A 17,469-nucleotide genomic window follows, 5' to 3' on the forward strand; every position below is an offset into this window, starting at 1 on the left:
AAGGGGAGAAGAACGGACCGCGACCCTTTTGAGGGTGCGGTCCGTTTTCGGGTTTTCGCGAAGAGAAGCGATTCAGCCTGCACAGTCTGTGCAGATGGGGACACCGCCTTCTTCGGTCGCAAGCTGAGAACGATGGCGGACCAGGAAGCACTCCATGCAGGTGAACTCATCGTTCTGCTTCGGCAGGACCCGAACGGAGAGCTCTTCGTTCGACAGGTCCGCACCGGGAAGTTCGAAGCCTTCGGCTACTGCAGTCTCGTCTTCGTCGATCTTGCTCGCCTGAGCCTGGGAACGCTGGGCCTTGAGCTGCTCGATCGAATCGCTTTTGATCTCATCGTCTTGCTTGCGAGGTGCGTCGTAGTCTGTTGCCATATGGCCTCATCGCTCTCTGTCCGGAGGGGGTGCCGAAGAGGAGCATCTTCTCCTCTTCCGAGATGTGTCCCCAGCATTGTGCACTGTATGCTTGCCGTTGGCAAGATGGAATGAGCACCTGATGCGGTGATTCTCGTCACCAGCTTGTCCGCATGGACGGAGCACACATAGAGTTCACGAAATGCTCTGCAAGAATGCTTGTGATGGACAGCACCGACAGCACGCTCTGTCGGTCGAATACCGGGCTCGTCCCCTGTGGAGGCGGCCCGAGGAAGGACGGATCCACAATGAGTGAATTCGCTGATCAGCTCGACACACGAATCGATGATGTCCGTCATCGCATTCACGAGGCCCGTTCCGCCGGTGACGACTTCCTCGTCGAAAATCTCATCGACGACCTGCAGAACCTGATGGAATTGGCCGGACGCAACGATGTCGACACCGGTCCCATCGCCGAGGTGATCCAGGCCGAGACGGGAGCCCTGCCGGTCATCCCGAGTCCCGACGACTACTGAGAGAACACACAGCAAAGAACCCTCCCTCACCGATTCGGTGAGGGAGGGTTCATTCGTCTTCAGGACTCAGTTCGCCATGGCCCAGTTCGGATAGGTTGCACGTTCGATGCGGCCGCGGCAGCAGTCGATGCTGCAGGCTCCGCTGCCAGGCACCAGAGCCTTCGTCCCGGGCAGAGCCGGAACGTCGACGTCTTCCCCGCGCAGCTGAGCCACGCGCTCCTCGACGAGGTCGACGAGTCCCCTGACGAAGGCGTCATGGGTGCCGACGGTGTCGACCCGGGTGAAGTCGAGACCGAGTTCCTCAGCAGTCTCCTTCGCTTCGGTGTCGAGGTCGAAAGCGACCTCCATATGGTCGGAGATGAAACCGATGGGCACGAGCACGACACCGGTCACCCCCTCCTCGGCGAGTTCGGTCATCCGGTCGTTGACATCGGGTTCGAGCCAGGGCACCTCAGGCGAGCCGGAACGTGAGCAGTAGACGAGTTCGGACGGAACACGATCGGCCTCATCGATGCGCCCCATGAGGTGGTCGATGAGTTCTTCGTGCTGGGCTCGGTATCCGTTGGTGGTCACCTCTGAGGCGTCCTGCATGACGTTCGGGATCGAGTGGGTGACGAAGAGGATCCGGTGCTTGGTCGAATCGATCTGGCCGACCTTCGACCGGAAATCGGCGAGGCCGTCGCCGAGGCAGTCGGCGCAGGCGTCGGCGTAGCCGGGATGGTTGTAGAACTGACGGATCTTGTCGATCGAGACGGTGAGACCCTCGTCCTTGAGCGTGTCGATCGTCTTCGCGAAGTCCTCACGGTACTGCCGGCACGACGAGTAGGAGGAATACGCGGAGGTGTCGATCGAGAGGAACTGCGTGGCACCGTCCTGTGCCAGCTTGCGCACCTCGTCGGTGAGATAAGGATCCCAGTTGCGGTTGCCCCAGATCAGCGGGGTCTCGATTCCGCGGCGATCGAGTTCGTCGCGCAGCGCGGCCAGCAGCGCCTTGTTCTGATCGTTGATCGGAGACTTGCCTCCGAAACCGAAATAGTGCTCCCCCACCTCCTCGAGCCGTTCCTCGGGAATCCCGCGGCCGGCGGTGACGTTGCGCAGGAATGGAACCACTTCTTCTGGGGCCTCCGGTCCTCCGAATGACATGAGGATCAGGGCGTCGATGGGTGCAGTCGTATTCACCTTCCCGATTTTACAGACTGTAGAGCCGCTCGGCCCGCTGTCCGCACAGTGAGCCGCGCCCACTCACGGTGCAGACGCCGACCGGAGGGTCCGAGGCCCGCCCTCGCCGGTGTCGTGGCGACGCCGGCGGCGTGGTGGCGACGCTGTCGGAGCCGACGCGCAGGTTCCCCTTTCGCACATTTCTCGCACGTGCGTGGCCGGTCTCACAGAATCACCCCGCCGGCTCCCGATCTGCCCCGTGATTTCGCGACTCGCGCGGAAATCTGCCCGGCACGACGCGCCGAACGTGACACGATGCTTCTGAGACGCGACAAAGGAGCTTAAGGCAATGCGTGAACTGATCTTGAACGGAGTCAACGCAGACGGCACACATCTGCTGTTGAACGACGAGAACGGGCTTCAGTACCGAGTCGTCCTCGATGAGGCTCTCTTCGCCGCGGTCCGAAGGGACCGCTCCCACCCCAAGTCCGAGACTCCCGTGCGCCCGAAAGAGATCCAGGCCATGATCCGCGGCGGCATGGACGCCGAGGAGGTCGTGGCCGCCACCGGTGCCGACATCGATTACGTGCGCACTTACGAAGGTCCGGCGATGGCCGAACGCGAACGCACCGCCTACCTCGCCAGCCGCCATCCCATCTATTCCGATCATGATCCCAACGGTGAACCGACTCCGCTCATCGAGCTGTGTCAGGAACGCCTGGCGATGCGCGACGTCGATATCGAGACGATGGAGTGGGATTCCTGGAAGCAGCAGGACGGCAACTGGTACATCCAACTCAGCTTCACCGCCGCTGATCGTGTCCGCACCGCCAGCTGGCATTACTACCGCCGTTCGCTGACCCCGATCGACGATGAGGCGAAGTGGCTCGCCGATTCCGGTCCCACCGACACCGGACCGATCCCGAACTACGGCAGCGGGGCCGAACGACAGAGGAACACCGAGGAGGTCGATGTCCTCCCGGCGACCGATCAGTCGTCCGCGTCGATCGCCGCCGACGGACCGGTCCGGCCCACCGCCGGTTCGGCGCCGTCGCAGCAGGCCCGCGATCATCAGGCCGAAACCGGCCGGATTCTGGAGAATCTGCGCAAGCGCCGCCACGCCGAGGAAGAGCCGCGGACCCGTCTGCGCGCGGTCACCGAGGACCCCGAGACTCACCCGCAGGGAGCGCACACCGCTCCGGGCCAGCCCGAAGCCGCCACCGATGACGAAGTCTTCGCCTTCGAAGATGCGGCTGCCTCGGCTGAGGAACCGCAGGAGCCGACCGAGAAGGTCGGCGTCTTCGACGACGAGAATCAGCTCTCCCTGCTCAATGAGCCCGGAGTGAGCGATCACGACGATCAGTTCAAGGACTCGGCCTCGGCGAAGGATACGAAGCCGAAGTCGAAGAAGAACTCGCGTGCCTCGATCCCGAGCTGGGACGAGATCATGTTCGGGTCGAAACGGGACTGACCTCAGACTCTCGAGTGTTCGCCCTCGGGGTCGCGTGTGCCGAGGCCCGCTGCACCCGGTTCGACTGTGCCGAGGTCGACGACCTCATCGCCGTCCGAGATCAGTCTCCTGTCATGGGTGACCATGATGACCGTGCGGTCGCCCAGGCTCCCGCGGAGATCGTCGATGAGCAGCCGAGCCGTCTCATCGTCCAAGTGCGCCGTCGGTTCGTCGAGGACGATCACATCGGCTCCGGTCAGCAGGGTTCTGGCCACTGCCAAACGCTGTCGCTGACCGCCGGAGATCTCCGCTCCGTGGTCGCCGACCCACCGGTCGAGCCCCGCAGAGTCGGCCCAGTCGCTCAGTCCTGCCGCTCTCAGCACGGAGATCATCTCGTCGTCCCCGGGGACCGACCGCCCGGCGAGTGCGAGATTGCCGCGCACTGTGGAGCGGAAGACGTGTGCCTCCTGAGGGCACCAGGCGATTCGGCCGACGAGGTCTTCGGGTGAGCAGGTGAGCATATCGTGGTCGGTCCCGCTCCGGTCACGGGCACGGTAGCTGCCGGACCAGGGGTCGAGGAACCGCAGGAGCACGCTCAGGCTCGTCGTCTTACCGGATCCGCTGTCACCGCACAGCACGGTCCAACTGCCGCGTTGAGCTCTCAGGTCCAGTCCTGCGACGACAGCCTGATCGTCCCATCCGACGGTGATCTCATCGAATTCGAGGGCGTCGACGCCGACGAGCTCGACCGGGCCAGAGCGGCACGACGAGTCGTCGCTCTCGCCGGCCGTCGTTCCGGCAGCAGGAGCCTGCACTTCGACGTCGTGTCCCGAGTCCTCGGCTTCGCGGTCCGCCGCGCTGTCTGCATTGGGCAGACTGTCCAGTGCCGATCCCAGGGCGGGCAGCTGGCGGAACGCTTCGAGTGCCGAAGCGAACACTTCGCCCAGGCCCAAGGCCATGAGGGAGAGCACCGCGACGATCTCGGTCGGAGCATCCGTGGACACCGCCAGGATCACTGCGGTGGTGAACGTGCTCAGCTGCAGCCACAGTTGGGCGAGCCCGAAGTTGCGGGCGGAGGCCTTCTGCTTCTTCTCGAGGTCGGCCTCCAAGTCGGCCAACAGGCCGAGGACCGCAGAGTCGACCCGGTTCGTGCGCAGATCGTCCTTTGCGTACAGAGCGCGAGTGAGCACGGACAGGATCCGGTTGCGGTCCTCCCTGATTCCGTACGCCAACCGGCTCTCTGCCCGGATGACGAGAATCGGGACGATGACGAGGTTGACGGCGCCCACCAGGACGAACCAGACCAGTGACCTCACGTCGAGAAGTGCTGCGGTGATGCTCACGCCGATGACGACCATGGTGGAGACGAAAGGCGGGAACAGAGTCCGGGGCACCAGGTCGCGGACGTCGTCGGCGTCGGCTACCATGGCGCGCAGCGCCGAATCCGAGGTCAGCAGACGCCGATCACTCATGCCGACGCTCTCGAAGTGCTCCCACAGCCGTGTGCGCAGTTTCGTGAGCGCGGCGAAGATCGCCGAGTGGAGTCTCAGCCGGCTGGCGTAGAGCAGCACGGAGCGACTGAGACCGAAGAATCGCACACCGACGATGGCGACCATGAGCAGCATGATCGGCGGCTGGTACGAAGCTTCGACGATGAGCCATGCGGAGACGGCAGTCAGGGCGATGGCCGCGAGGCTGGACGCGCAGGCGGTGAGCGCGGCCACCAGCATGGTCGGGGTGAACAGCGGCAGGCTCGAGCCCAGTATCGACCAGCGACGTCGCAGTGCAGCTGTCCAGGACTCGCCTCCGGAGTGCTGCGTCGAGGCATCCGGGTGCCGCTCGACGTCGGACCGAGGCCCGGGCTCGCTGCCCGAACCCGTCCGTTCCGCCGGAGCGGGAACTTCAGTCCGCGCCCTTGTTGCAGGAACCTCGGCGGCGTCGGTTCGGGCCTGATCCGCGATCACGGTCGACTTTGATTCCGCTGGTGCACCGTTCTCTGCCGCTTCAAAGTGCGTCTTCTCCGGGCGGATCTCTGTGTCGGCCAGCGCGCGAACCTGTTCGTCATGGCTGGCGAGGATCACGCGGTGGGTGGCGGCCGCCTCGGCGATCATGTCGATGACGATGGCGGCATTGTCGGCGTCGAGGTGAGCGGTCGGTTCGTCGAGGACGAGCAGCTCGGCCCCGTCACCGAGGCGGTGCCGCACTCGCACGAGGGCCAGCCGACGCTGTTGGCCGGGGCTCAGCGCCGCCGTCTGCACACGCAGATCGGTGGGCAGTTCGGCGGCGGACAGGACCGTCCGAGCTTGGTCGTCGTCGAGTCCGAAGAGTGCCAGTTCGGCGCCGATGGTCTCGGCGAACATGCGTGGAGCCTGCGGCACGTAGGCCGCGCGCATCGGATCGGCGGTGGTGTGCGCCTCGGCAGGCAGACTGCCGACCAGCGCACCGAGCACGGTCGACTTGCCGGTTCCGGACCGGCCGCTGATCGTCGTCACTCCCGGCCGGGTGTCGATGTCGCCCGACCACGTGATGAGTGTGCCGTCGGCATAGCGAACCCATTGGTCCCCCGGCCAGCCGAAGGCATCGAGCGCGCGTGCCCCCGCAGCCGCCGACGGCGTCTCCGCATCTGCCGACCGAGTCTCCGACAGCAGCGACCGGGCTCTCTCACGAGCTTCGCGTCCGTTCTCGCTCGCATGATAGCCGGCCCCGAGCTCCCGCAGAGGGATGAAGCATTCGGGCGCGATGAGCAGGACCAACAGGCCATCGCCCAGCTCCATCGACCCATTGACCAGGCGCAGACCGATGACCACGGCCACGAGCGCCACCGAGATCGTGGCAATGAGCTCGAGCGCCAAACTGGAGAGGAACGCGATGCGCAGCGTCGTGAGGTTCGCCTGATGGTAGCGCTCCCCCAGTTCCCGCAGCCGGCGCGCGTGATCGCGAGAACGGCCGAGGCCGATGAGGACGGGCAGCCCCTCGGCGAGTTCGGCGAGGTGATCCGACAGCCGTTCCAGAGCCGCCATGGTCTCCGAGGTCGACTCTGCCGTGTAGCGGCCGATGAGCACCATGAACATCGGCACCAACGGCAGGCACACCGCGATGATGACCGCCGAGAGGACATCGCTGAAGACGATGCGCACCAGCAGCACGATGGGCACCACCGCGGCCGCAGTCAGGGCCGGCACCACCGTGGTGAAGTAGTCATCGAGATCGTCGATTCCGCGGGTGACCGTGACCGCCGCATTCGTCCGCGGGCGTCCCCGTCCGCGCAGCAGACCGGAGAGGATCGAGCGCCGCAGACCCTGTTTCGAAACGGCTGCCAGGCTGGTGCCCAGACTGCGGTCGAGCCAGAGTCCGCCGCCGCGCAGCAGCGCGCCGAGGGCGCCGAGGACCACCCACAGCCCGGGCGCGCTGTGGCCGATGATGGCTCTCACCAGGGCTTCGGCGATGAGGACGATTCCCACCGACCGGCACAGGGCGGAGAGCACCGACAGTGCCAACCCCCGCCGACCGGTGGGCAGCTCGAGCAGGATCGACAGGGGTGAGCTCACGATCGGATCGCCACCGGCAGCTTGTGAGCTTCGGGGATGTGGGTCTCGGCGATGCGGCCGAGGAACATCCGGTAGCTGAAGATCTGGTAGGCGATGATGATCGGCAGGATCACGATCGTCACGATGAGCATGACGTTCAAGGTGTAGTCCGACGAGGATGCCGCAGCGATCGTCAGCGAGTTCGCCGGGTCGATCGTCGAGGGCAGGACGTTCGGGAAGACACCGGCGAAGACGGCGGTCAGACCGGCGATGAGATAGATCCCGTGCAGGATGAAGGCGCGCTTCTCGGCACCGGCGCGGACCGCGACGAACGCGAAGATGAGAGCGACGATCGCAACGAGCACCGGCACGATGAGCCAGGTCCGCTGGGTGATCGAGGAGGCGAACCAGATGAGGAACGGAATCGCGGCCGGCAGCATGATCCGACCGGCCCATTGCCGCGACCGCGCCCGGACCTCGCCCTGAGTCTTGAGACCGAGGAAGATGAGCCCGTGGGCCAGGGAGAAGCCGAGCCCGCCGAGTCCGCCGGCGAGAGCCGGCCACGACATCCAGGCGAAGGCACCGCCGATCATGTCGCCATGATCATTGAGCGGCAGCCCGATGGTCGTCAGTGCGAGCATCGCACCGATGCAGAAGGCTGTTCCGGCCGATCCCACGGCCAGAGCCCAGGTCCAGAAGGTCTTCCACCTCTCCGAGTGCCCTTTGCCGCGGTATTCGATGGCCACGGCGCGGAAGATCAGCGCGAGCAGGCAGATGGTCAGTGGAATGTAGAGCGCGGAGAACAGTGAAGCGTACCAGTGTGGGAAGGCGGCGAACATCGCTCCGGCCGCGGTGATCAGCCAGACCTCGTTGCCTTCCCAGACCGGACCGATCGAGTTGAGCAGAACGCGCTTGCTGCGTTCGCTGCGGCTGAGGAAGGGCATCATCATGCCCACGCCGAGGTCGAAGCCGTCGAGGAACAGGTATCCCATCCAGAGCACGACGATGAGGACGAACCAGATTGTGGCGAGGATTTCCATCGTGACCTTCCCTCAGTACGCGAACGACAGGACGTCGTCGCCGTTGTCGGTGATCGTGGGTTTCGTATTCGTCTGGTCGAGTTCGGGCATCGCCGAGGCGACTCCCCCCTTGACGTATTTCGTGATCAGCCGCAGTTCGACGACCATCAGAATTCCGTAGACGGAGGTGAGACTGATCAGTGAGAACAGCAGCATCGCCGGTGTCACCTCGGGTGACAGCGCCGCCTGGGTGTACATGTACACTCCGTCGAGCTGAGCCGGGTTCGGTGCGACGACGAAGGGCTGGCGTCCCATTTCGGTGAAGATCCATCCTGCCGAATTCGCGAGGAACGGTGCAGTGATGGCCAGGACGAATCCGCGGCTGAGCCATTTCGACTCGGGCACCGTGCCCTTGCGGGCCAGCCACAGTCCGATGACGCAGACGCCGGCGGCCAGGGCGCCGAAGCCGATCATCATGCGGAAGCCCCAGTAGGTGACGATCATGATCGGCTGGTAGTCGATGGGTTCGCCGGCATGGTCGCCGTACCGCGGGTCGTCGGGGATATGCGTGCCGTAGCGCTCCTGGTATTCAGGCAGCAGCGTCGTCACACCGTGGACCGGGGTGTCGAAGTCGCCGTTGGCCAGGAAGGACAGCAGACCGGGGATCTCGAAGATGTTCTGCACTCCGTCGCAGTCGTTCGACGACGGATCGGCGATCGTGAGGACGGAGAATTGGGTGCCGTCGTGGCAGGCCGCCTCGGCGGAGGCCATCTTCATGGGCTGCTGGTCGAACATCAGTTTGGCTTGGACGTCACCGGTGATCGAGACGCCGGCGAAGGCGAGGACGCCGACGATCGCGCCGATGCGCAGGGATTTGATCCACACCGCATGATCCGTCTTGTCCCGTCCGGGAAGCTCCTTCGAAGAGCCCACGATGACCTTGCCGTCGGCACCGACGGTGTCGATTCCGGCCTTGCGCCGGTGGTAGAGGTGGTACCAGGAGATGCCGAGGAGGAAGGATCCGCCCACTGCCAGGGCGCCGAAGATCGTATGCGTGAAGGCGGCGATGGCGGTGTTGTTGCCGAGGACTGCCCAGACGTCGGTCATCACGGGCCGGCCGTCGACCATTTCGACGCCGACGGGATGCTGCATCCAGGAGTTCGCGACGATGATGAAGTAGGCCGAGATCCATGTGCCGATGACGGCCAGCCACAGCGAGCCGAGGTGAACCGCCCGCGGCAGTCGGCCCCAACCGAAGATCCACAGGCCGAGGAAGGTCGATTCGAGGAAGAACGCCAGCAGGGCCTCCAACGCAAGGGGCGCGCCGAAGACGTCGCCGACGAAGCGGGAGTATTCGCTCCACGCCATGCCGAACTGGAATTCCTGGACCAGGCCGGTGGCCACGCCCATGATGAAGTTGATGAGGAAGAGCTTGCCGAAGAACTTCGTGCTCCGCAGGTACACCTCGTTGCCGGTGCGATGGTAGATGGTCTGCAGGACCGCCACGAGCATGCCGAGTCCCAGGGTCAACGGCACCATCCAGAAGTGGTAGACCGTTGTGATTCCGAATTGCCACCGTCCGATGAGGACCGGGTCCAGCTCCATGGGTGCTCCATTCAGGTTTCACGCGAGCAATGTTTCTACGTCACGTAGAATTCTACAGTCCGTAGAAACGCTGCCCGGGTGGTTTCATCATTCAAGACTCCCCATTCCAAGTATGCTCTCGGGCAAGCTCCCTGACCAGGGCCGCCCCTCTGCCGATGCTCATACGTCTGTGTGGAATTCGACAGACTGTAGAGATATACTGGAGCGATCAGACCGACAAAGAAATTGAGGGCGAAAGAACTGTGGGAACACTGGGTGAACTCGAACGCAGCGTCATGGACGCCATCTGGGTCCACGACGACGGGTTGAGTGCCGCTGAACTCCGCGAAGTCCTCTCGGATCGCGAGCTCGCGCTGACAACGGTCCATACTGTCCTGTCTCGACTCGAGAAGAAGGGCTTTGTCACTCGCGATCGCAGCATCCGTCCGCATCGCTACGTCGCGGTATCGACACGTGAGGATCACGTTGCGGAGCTGATGACCGAGATGCTGTCTCAGGCACCGGATCGTCAGGCTGTCCTCGCTCGCTTCCTCGGCACCGTCTCGGAGGCCGACACCAAGGCGCTGCGCAATCTGCTCGGGCGCAATCACTCGACGCAGTCCTGACTCAGGCCGGTCACCTCAATGACCATCGTGGGAATCGTTCTGGCCGTGCTGGCTTTTCTGCTGGCATGGCCTATTCCTGCGGCCCTCGCGCGTTTCCGCGGTGACCCGATCTCAGAGGTCGTCCTCTGGCAGGCTGTCGGACTCTCCGGAGGACTCTCCCTCATCGGCGCTGCGCTCGCCTTCGCGGTCGCCCCGGGGACCACGAGTCTCCCGCAGGGACTCTTCGACCTCATCCGGGGCAAGGACCACACTCAGCTCTCACTCTTAGCCTGGATCTTCCTCGTCATCGCCGTGCTCCTCATCGGTCGGCTGCTCGGCTGCCTGATCCTGACCCTCTATTCGGCTCGGCAGACTCGCCTGCGCCACGACGAGATCCTGCATCTGCTCAGCGAACCGTCGATCGCCTATCCCGACACGCGCATCATCACCACCGATGAGGCCGTCGCCTACTGCCTGCCCAAAGGGCCCCGGAAGGGCACTGCCGTCCTGTCGACCGGTCTGCTCAAGGCCCTCGACGAGGATGAGCGCACCGCCGTCATCGCCCATGAGCGGGCGCATCTGGATTTCCGGCACGATGTGCTCGTCATCCCCTTCGCCGCCTGGCATCGGGCCCTGCCGTACTTCTCGGCCACGGCGATCGGGTTGAACTCGGTGAATCGGCTCATCGAGCTCATGGCCGATGATCAGGCCCGCGACCATGTCGATCCGCAGATCCTGGCTCAGGCAGTGAGATCGGCCGCCGCGATCAGCCCCGATCACCGCAGTGATCTGTCCGCGCAGCGTATCCAGCGCCTGTCGCATCCCCTGGATCCGGCGCGGATCCCCGTGCGGCTGATGTCGATCGGATTGGCCGTTCTGCTGCTGCTCCTGCCGACCCTGCTCATCGTCACACCGTCCTCATTCGGCATCTGAGCCCGGACCGATTCTCGGTCCGGGCTCAGATCTGTCGGTGCTGACTCAGCATTGGTGCTGACTCAGCAGTCGAGGTCAGCTGTCGATGCGTTCGGCATCGAGGACGGCAGCGCCGGAGACGATGAATTCCTTGCGCGGCCCGACCGATGATCCCATGAGGAGCTCGAAGGTGTTCTCCGCCATCTCGGCATCCGCCATCGTCACTCGACGCAGGGTGCGCATGCTCGGGTCCATGGTCGTCTCGGCCAGCTGATCGGCATCCATCTCGCCGAGGCCCTTGTACCGCTGGATCGGCTCCTTGTAGGTCTTCTTCTGCTTCTCGAGCTTCTTCAGCAGAGCGTGGAGCTCGGCTTCGGTGTAGGTGTAGACGATGTCGTTGGGCGTTCCGCGCTTCGTCACGACCTCGACTCGGTGCAGCGGAGGCACGGCCGCGAAGACGCGACCGGCCTCGACCAGCGGCTTCATGTACCGGAAGAACAGAGTCAGCAGGAGAGTGCGGATATGCGCTCCGTCGACATCGGCGTCTGTCATGATGATGACTCGGCCGTACCGTGCAGCGTCGATATCGAAGCTGCGCCCGGAGCCGGCGCCGATGACCTGGATGAGCGCTGAGCATTCGACATTGGCGAGCATGTCGGCCAGAGTCGCCTTCTGCACGTTGAGGATCTTCCCGCGGATGGGGAACAGCGCCTGATGGTCGGAATTGCGAGCGGCCTTCGCCGTACCCATCGCCGAGTCTCCCTCGACGATGAACAGCTCCGTGTTCTCCACCCCGTTGTCACGGCAGTCGTAGAGCTTCGCCGGCAGCGAAGAGGCTTCCAGCGCGGTCTTCCGTCGCTGGTTCTCCTTGTGGGTGCGGGCGGAGATGCGCGACTTCATCTCGGCCACGACTTTCTCCATGAGCACGGCGGCCTGCTGCTTCTCAGCACGCTTGGTCGAGGCAAGCACCTCGCCGAGCTGAGACTCCACGGTCTTCGCCACGATCTGTCGCACTGCCGCGGTGCCGAGGACCTCCTTGGTCTGCCCTTCGAACTGGGGTTCGGCCAGCTGCACGGTGACGACGGCGGTGATGCCGGCGAGCACATCGTCCTTCTCGAGCTTGTCCTTGCCGACCTTGAGCTTGCGTGCGTTGGCGTCGACGGCCTTGCGCATCGCCTTCAGGCAGGCCTGTTCGAACCCGGCGAGGTGTGTGCCGCCCTGTGGAGTGGCGACGACGTTGACGAAGGACTTCAGCTTCGTGTCGTAGCCGGTCCCCCAGCGCAGAGCGATATCGACGCCGACCTCGCGTTCGACTTCCTTGGACTCGAGGTGACCCGAGGAATTGAGGACCGGGACGGTCTCCTTGAAGGTGCCGGTGTTCTGCAATCGCCAGGTGTCGGTGATCGGCGGGTCGATGGAGAGGTGATCGACGAATTCGGTGATTCCGCCGTCGAACTTGAAGACCTCTTCGCGCTCCTCGATGACGGCACCGGTCTCGTCACGGGCGACACCGCGACGATCGACGATGCGCAGCTCGAGACCGGGCACGAGGAATGCGGTCTGACGGGCGCGTTCGACCAGATGCGGGTAGTCGAACTGAGCCTTGGACAGGAAGATCTGCGGATCGGCCCAGTACTGGACCCGAGTGCCGGTGGCGCCGCGTTTGGCCTTGCCGACGATGTCGAGACCGGTCGGCTCCTGGAAGGCCTCGAAGGGGTTGTCGGGGCTCGCTGTGCCGGAGGAGTCGTCGAAGCGTCCGGGAACGCCTCGGCGGAAGGACATCTTGTGCACCTTCGATCCGCGGGTGACCTCGACGTCGAGGCGAGCGGACAGGGCGTTGACGACCGAGGCGCCGACTCCGTGCAGTCCGCCCGAAGCAGCGTAGGAGGAGCCGCCGAACTTTCCGCCGGCATGGAGCTTGGTCATGACGACTTCGACGCCGGTCAGCCCGGTCTTCGGTTCGATGTCGACGGGGATGCCGCGGCCCTTGTCGGTGACGGCCACCGATCCGTCAGCGGCGAGTTCGATGAGGATCTCTGAACCGTGTCCTCCGAGCGCCTCGTCGACGGAGTTGTCGATGACCTCCCACAGACAGTGCATGAGTCCACGGGAATCGGTCGTGCCGATGTACATGCCGGGTCGCTTGCGAACCGCCTCAAGACCGGACAGGACGGACAGGTGCCTGGCGCCGTAGCTTTCGTCTTCCACACAATTCCTCTCGTTCGATTAAATTCTAATCGCTGCGCGCTCAGGACCCTATTCCCTCGGGCTCGTGTCGGGAATGCATCCGGTCGACCCCGACCATGGGCACGCCTTTGCTGAAACAATGGAGTCATGCCGCATCGCCTCCTCGTCCCAAGTCTCCTTCTCACCGCCGCTCTCAGCCTGCCCGGACTGGCGGCCTGCTCCCAGGACGCAGGTGCCCCCGAACGAACGAGTCAGGCGGCCGAGACAACCGACACGTCTCCGACTGCCGGCAACGGTGCGGACGGAGGCGACGACGCGAAGTCGGGCACCGCCTCGGCGAAGGAGGAAGAGGCGGATCTGAAAGGGAAGGTCATCGCGATCGATCCGGGACACAACGGCGGAAATGCGGACCATCCGGAGAGGATCAACCGGCAGGTTCCGGACGGACGCGGCGGAACGAAGGCCTGCAACACCACGGGCACCTCGACGAATTCCGACTATCCGGAAGCCGATTTCACCTGGGCCGTGGCGAAGAAGCTGCAGAAGTCGCTGACCGACGCCGGAGCCGAGGTCGTGCTCAGCCGGAAGGACAACGCAGGAGTCGGACCGTGCGTGGACGAGCGCGGACAGTTCGCCGACGACGCGGACGTGCTGGTGAGCATCCATGCCAACGGCAGTGAGTCGAGTTCGGTGAAGGGCTTCCACATCATCGTCGCCGATCCCGGTGAGGACGAGAAGACCGAGAAGGCCTCCGGGGACTTGGCGAAGTCCGTGGGGAGTTCGATGGGCGAGGAGTTCACCCCGAACAGGGCCTATGGAAAGGATGCGATCAGCCGTCGTCCGGATCTGGCCGGATTGAACAACGCATCGGTTCCCGCCGTCATCGTCGAATGCGGAGAGATGCGCAACCCGTCGGAGGCAAAGCTCATGGAGTCGAAATCCGGGCAGAGGAGATACGCCGACGCCCTGTTCAACGGCATCGTCGACTGGTTCTGACCCGTGAATGCCGAACGCCCCTGGGACGATCCCAGGGGCGTTCGCAGCTGACTGATCCGGCTCGTGGACCGGCCGAGGTGAGACTCAGTCGAGGTAGTCGCGCAGCACCTGCGAGCGGGACGGGTGACGCAGCTTGGCCATCGTCTTCGACTCGATCTGGCGGATGCGCTCACGGGTGACGCCGTAGACCTTGCCGATCTCGTCGAGGGTCTTCGGCTGACCGTCGTTGAGTCCGAAACGCATGGACACCACTCCCGCTTCACGTTCCGAGAGCGTGTCGAGCACGGAGTGCAGCTGCTCCTGGAGGAGGGTGAAGCTCACCGAGTCCGAGGGCACAACTGCCTCGGAGTCCTCGATGAGGTCGCCGAACTCCGAGTCGCCGTCTTCACCGAGCGGGGTGTGCAGCGAGATGGGCTCGCGACCGTACTTCTGGACCTCGACGACACGCTCGGGTGTCATGTCGAGTTCCTTCGCGAGCTCTTCCGGGGTCGGTTCGCGACCGAGGTCCTGCAGCATCTGGCGCTGCACGCGGGCGAGCTTGTTGATGACCTCGACCATGTGCACCGGGATGCGGATCGTCCGAGCCTGGTCGGCCATCGCGCGGGTGATGGCCTGGCGGATCCACCACGTGGCGTAGGTCGAGAACTTGAAGCCCTTCGTGTAGTCGAACTTCTCGACGGCGCGGATGAGGCCGAGGTTGCCTTCCTGGATGAGGTCGAGGAACAGCATTCCGCGGCCGGTGTAGCGTTTGGCCAGGGACACGACGAGTCGGAGGTTGGCCTCCAACAGGTGGTTCTTCGCGATGCGACCGTCGTGGATGATCCACTTGTAGTCCATCGTTTCGCGCGGGTCGGTCACCTCTCCGCCGTCGAGCAGATGCTCGGCGTACATTCCGGCTTCGATGCGCTTGGCGAGATCGACCTCTTCGGCGGCGTTGAGCAGGGCCACCTTGCCGATCTGCTTGAGGTAGTCCTTGACCGGGTCTGCGGTCGCACCGGCGGAGACGACCTGCTGAGCGGGCGCGTCCTCTTCGTCGGCATCGGAGACGATGAAGCCACCGGCCTCGGCCACGGCGGCGTTCTTCTCCTTCTCTTCCGAGTTCTTCGTCTCGGTCGCCTCGGCGGGGCTCTCCTCTGTGGCCAGAGCGTCCGCGGCCGGTTCGACTTCCTCGGTGGTGTCGATATCGTCGTCGGCCTTCTTCGCCTTGGTCGCCTTCTTGGCTTCCTTGGCGGCGGGGGCCTTCGTCGTGGTCTTCGCCGGAGCAGCCGTCGACTTCGCGGCGGCTGTCTTCTTCGCAGCAGCCGTCTTCTTCGACGCAGCCGTCTCGGTCTTTGCGGCAGTCGACTTCGCAGTCGCCGACTTCGCGGTCGCTGTCTTCTTGGCTCCGGCAGCGGTCGTCTTCTTCGCAGTGGACTTCGACGCCGCAGTGGTCTTGGATCCACCGGTCGAGGTCGTGCCGGCCGTTCCCTCCGACTTCTCCGTCACCGTTGTGGATTCCTTGTCGACTCTGGGCACGTGTTCACCTTTCGCGAGCGTTGAAACTTCCCCATGCATTCGGACAGTACTAAGACCCAAGTCAAGTGGTCCGCGTGCGGTCCGGGGCGAACGCAGAGTTCGCCCATCATGCAATGACTGGGTCAACGCTTAATTTTCTCACGTTATTCCCCGCTTTGCGAATCGGCCGTCGAAGACTCCGGGACGATCCGTCCGGCCTGCCCCCGACAACAATGTGACCTGCGAATCTGTTCCCCTCGCCTCCCCCTCGCGTTGATCTCGCCGAGGCGGCCGACCGTCCGCATCGGGGAGGCCGACCGTCCGCGCCGTACACGGCGGCCCGATCAGATGGTCGTACGCTGAGTCTCCGTCAGCCAGCGGGGCAGGCACCCCATATCGACCGCGCTGACGATGAGTTCGGCCAGCCCGTGTTCGGCTTCGAGCCCGAGGGCGGCACGGGCATAGTTCAGCGCCATCGTCGATCCGCCCAGAGACCATTCGAACCAGGCGATGACGGCATAGGTGTTGGCTCTGGCCCGCGGGTGGCCGGCCTGCAGGTAGTCCTTGAGGAAGGCGATGGTGAGCATGATGTCGCGCGGCCTGGGTGCACGCGCTGAGAGCCCGACGAGCTGCTGAGCCGCCCGTGCTTGAGAGACCACACGGCGGCTCATCACGATGAGTTCGTCACCGTCGAGTCCCTTGACCAGGGAGGGTGGGAAGTCTGGGTGGTCGAAGCTGAGGATCATCTCGAGTGCGTCGCGCGACCATTTCTCGACGAGCAGGGTATCGAGTGCCATCACGGTCGGCAGGTCCATGAGGTCGTGGATGCGCGCCTCGTCGATCGCGTCCTCCTCGCACCGCATGGCGTCCAGGCGCGGGTATACCTCGGCGAGGATCGCGAAGGCCTCGTCCGTGCCCATCCACTCCTCGGCATGTCCGCGACGACTGTCGGCGAAGGCATCGGCGGTCATCGGGGCGATGACGAGGTCCTCCGGATCGTTGACTGGGTTGGATCCGCCGGCGACGAGTTCGGTGGCACACGCCGAGGTGGTTGCCTCGATCAGCGGTGTGCAGTCATAGCCGTCCTCGTCGATGCGTCCGAAGTGCTCTTGGTTGACCCACCATGCGCTGAGGGTGTCGACGCTTCTGGAGGCGAAGGTGATGGCCAGTTCGTCGATCGCTGCTCGGATGAGACCACGGTGGACCTCCGCGTATTCGGCGTCTGCACCGGCGCCGAAAGCGCTGACCGGCTGATAGTCGTCATCATAGAGAACGAGGAAGACCCCGGTGACCGTACCGGCGCGCATGACGAGGTCGGCGTACCAGCCGCCGCCTTGGGACAGCGTCTGCGCCGCGCTCTCCCGGTCGAAGTCGATGCGCATCGTGGTCGAACTGGTCTGGGACCCGTTGAGCTCGGTGCCGACGATGACAGCGACGAGGCTGCGACGCGGGGTGTACCCGAGAGTATGGGGGATGATCCCGATGATGTCCTCGGGTGTGCGGGCCGGTGTCTTCACTGCGTCCTCCTTGATCAGTTCGGAACCAGCCGGTGCGGAGCGGTTCCCGTGCCTGAGGCGAGGCCCATGCCTGGGATGGGCTGCCTTTCTGGGTACCCACTTCAACCGATCCCTCATCCGTTCCTCCAGATCC

13 protein-coding genes are annotated in these 17,469 nt (G+C 64.4%); 5 read left to right on the forward strand and 8 right to left on the reverse strand.

Features of this window, described 5'->3' with window-relative positions:
• Window positions 1–72 precede the first annotated feature (72 nt).
• Window positions 73–372, reverse strand: coding sequence for a DUF4193 domain-containing protein (locus tag KTJ89_RS18195; protein WP_135541258.1), 300 nt, complete (start codon window positions 370–372; stop codon window positions 73–75).
• A gap of 287 nt (window positions 373–659) precedes the next feature.
• Here KTJ89_RS18195 and KTJ89_RS18200 point away from each other — a divergent pair, with 287 nt between their 5' ends.
• Window positions 660–887, forward strand: a complete 228-nt coding sequence (locus KTJ89_RS18200; protein WP_139469789.1) for a hypothetical protein — start codon at window positions 660–662, stop codon at window positions 885–887.
• A gap of 66 nt (window positions 888–953) precedes the next feature.
• On the opposite strand, the gene KTJ89_RS18205 is transcribed toward KTJ89_RS18200, so the two are convergent.
• Window positions 954–2,066: a ferrochelatase gene (locus tag KTJ89_RS18205; protein ID WP_139469788.1), complete on the reverse strand. Its 1,113-nt coding sequence runs from the start codon at window positions 2,064–2,066 to the stop codon at window positions 954–956.
• A gap of 328 nt (window positions 2,067–2,394) precedes the next feature.
• Here KTJ89_RS18205 and sepH point away from each other — a divergent pair, with 328 nt between their 5' ends.
• Window positions 2,395–3,516 (forward strand): septation protein SepH, encoded by a 1,122-nt coding sequence (sepH, locus tag KTJ89_RS18210; protein WP_259358830.1) that lies wholly within the window; start codon window positions 2,395–2,397, stop codon window positions 3,514–3,516.
• A 2-nt stretch (window positions 3,517–3,518) separates the two neighbouring features.
• Here the strand turns inward: sepH and cydC are convergent, their stop codons facing one another.
• Genes cydC through KTJ89_RS18225 form a run of 3 tightly spaced genes read right to left on the reverse strand, consistent with a single transcriptional unit; the run spans window position 3,519 to window position 9,646 of the window.
• Complete coding sequence (gene cydC, locus KTJ89_RS18215) at window positions 3,519–7,043, reverse strand: thiol reductant ABC exporter subunit CydC (RefSeq protein WP_259358831.1); 3,525 nt, start codon at window positions 7,041–7,043, stop codon at window positions 3,519–3,521.
• Window positions 7,040–8,062, reverse strand: a complete 1,023-nt coding sequence (gene cydB / locus KTJ89_RS18220) for a cytochrome d ubiquinol oxidase subunit II (protein ID WP_259358832.1) — start codon at window positions 8,060–8,062, stop codon at window positions 7,040–7,042. Before cydB ends, cydC begins: the two co-directional genes overlap by 4 nt.
• Before the next feature lie 12 nt (window positions 8,063–8,074).
• Window positions 8,075–9,646 (reverse strand): cytochrome ubiquinol oxidase subunit I, encoded by a 1,572-nt coding sequence (locus KTJ89_RS18225; RefSeq protein ID WP_172169970.1) that lies wholly within the window; start codon window positions 9,644–9,646, stop codon window positions 8,075–8,077.
• A 242-nt stretch (window positions 9,647–9,888) separates the two neighbouring features.
• On the opposite strand from KTJ89_RS18225, the gene KTJ89_RS18230 reads away from it, so the two are divergent.
• Window positions 9,889–10,251 carry a BlaI/MecI/CopY family transcriptional regulator gene (locus KTJ89_RS18230; protein WP_092013109.1) on the forward strand — a complete coding sequence of 121 codons (363 nt, stop codon included), beginning with the start codon at window positions 9,889–9,891 and terminating at the stop codon, window positions 10,249–10,251.
• An 18-nt stretch (window positions 10,252–10,269) separates the two neighbouring features.
• The gene (locus KTJ89_RS18235) at window positions 10,270–11,163 is read left to right on the forward strand and encodes a M56 family metallopeptidase (RefSeq protein ID WP_139908233.1); all 894 of its coding nucleotides are present in this window, start codon (window positions 10,270–10,272) and stop codon (window positions 11,161–11,163) included.
• Between the two features lie 75 nt (window positions 11,164–11,238).
• On the opposite strand, the gene KTJ89_RS18240 is transcribed toward KTJ89_RS18235, so the two are convergent.
• Complete coding sequence (locus tag KTJ89_RS18240; protein ID WP_139908234.1) at window positions 11,239–13,350, reverse strand: DNA gyrase/topoisomerase IV subunit B; 2,112 nt, start codon at window positions 13,348–13,350, stop codon at window positions 11,239–11,241.
• A 126-nt stretch (window positions 13,351–13,476) separates the two neighbouring features.
• On the opposite strand from KTJ89_RS18240, the gene KTJ89_RS18245 reads away from it, so the two are divergent.
• Window positions 13,477–14,325, forward strand: a complete 849-nt coding sequence (locus KTJ89_RS18245) for an N-acetylmuramoyl-L-alanine amidase (RefSeq protein ID WP_259358833.1) — start codon at window positions 13,477–13,479, stop codon at window positions 14,323–14,325.
• A gap of 84 nt (window positions 14,326–14,409) precedes the next feature.
• On the opposite strand, the gene KTJ89_RS18250 is transcribed toward KTJ89_RS18245, so the two are convergent.
• Together KTJ89_RS18250 and KTJ89_RS18255 are read right to left on the reverse strand one after the other, a co-directional pair.
• On the reverse strand, window positions 14,410–15,879 hold the full coding sequence (locus KTJ89_RS18250) for an RNA polymerase sigma factor (RefSeq protein WP_374990297.1): 1,470 nt from the start codon (window positions 15,877–15,879) through the stop codon (window positions 14,410–14,412).
• Between the two features lie 284 nt (window positions 15,880–16,163).
• The gene (locus KTJ89_RS18255) at window positions 16,164–17,336 is read right to left on the reverse strand and encodes a DUF4192 family protein (protein WP_259358835.1); all 1,173 of its coding nucleotides are present in this window, start codon (window positions 17,334–17,336) and stop codon (window positions 16,164–16,166) included.
• Between the last annotated feature and the right edge of the window lie 133 nt (window positions 17,337–17,469).

The organism is Brevibacterium sediminis (assembly GCF_024895295.1).
GTDB lineage: Bacteria > Actinomycetota > Actinomycetes > Actinomycetales > Brevibacteriaceae > Brevibacterium > Brevibacterium sediminis.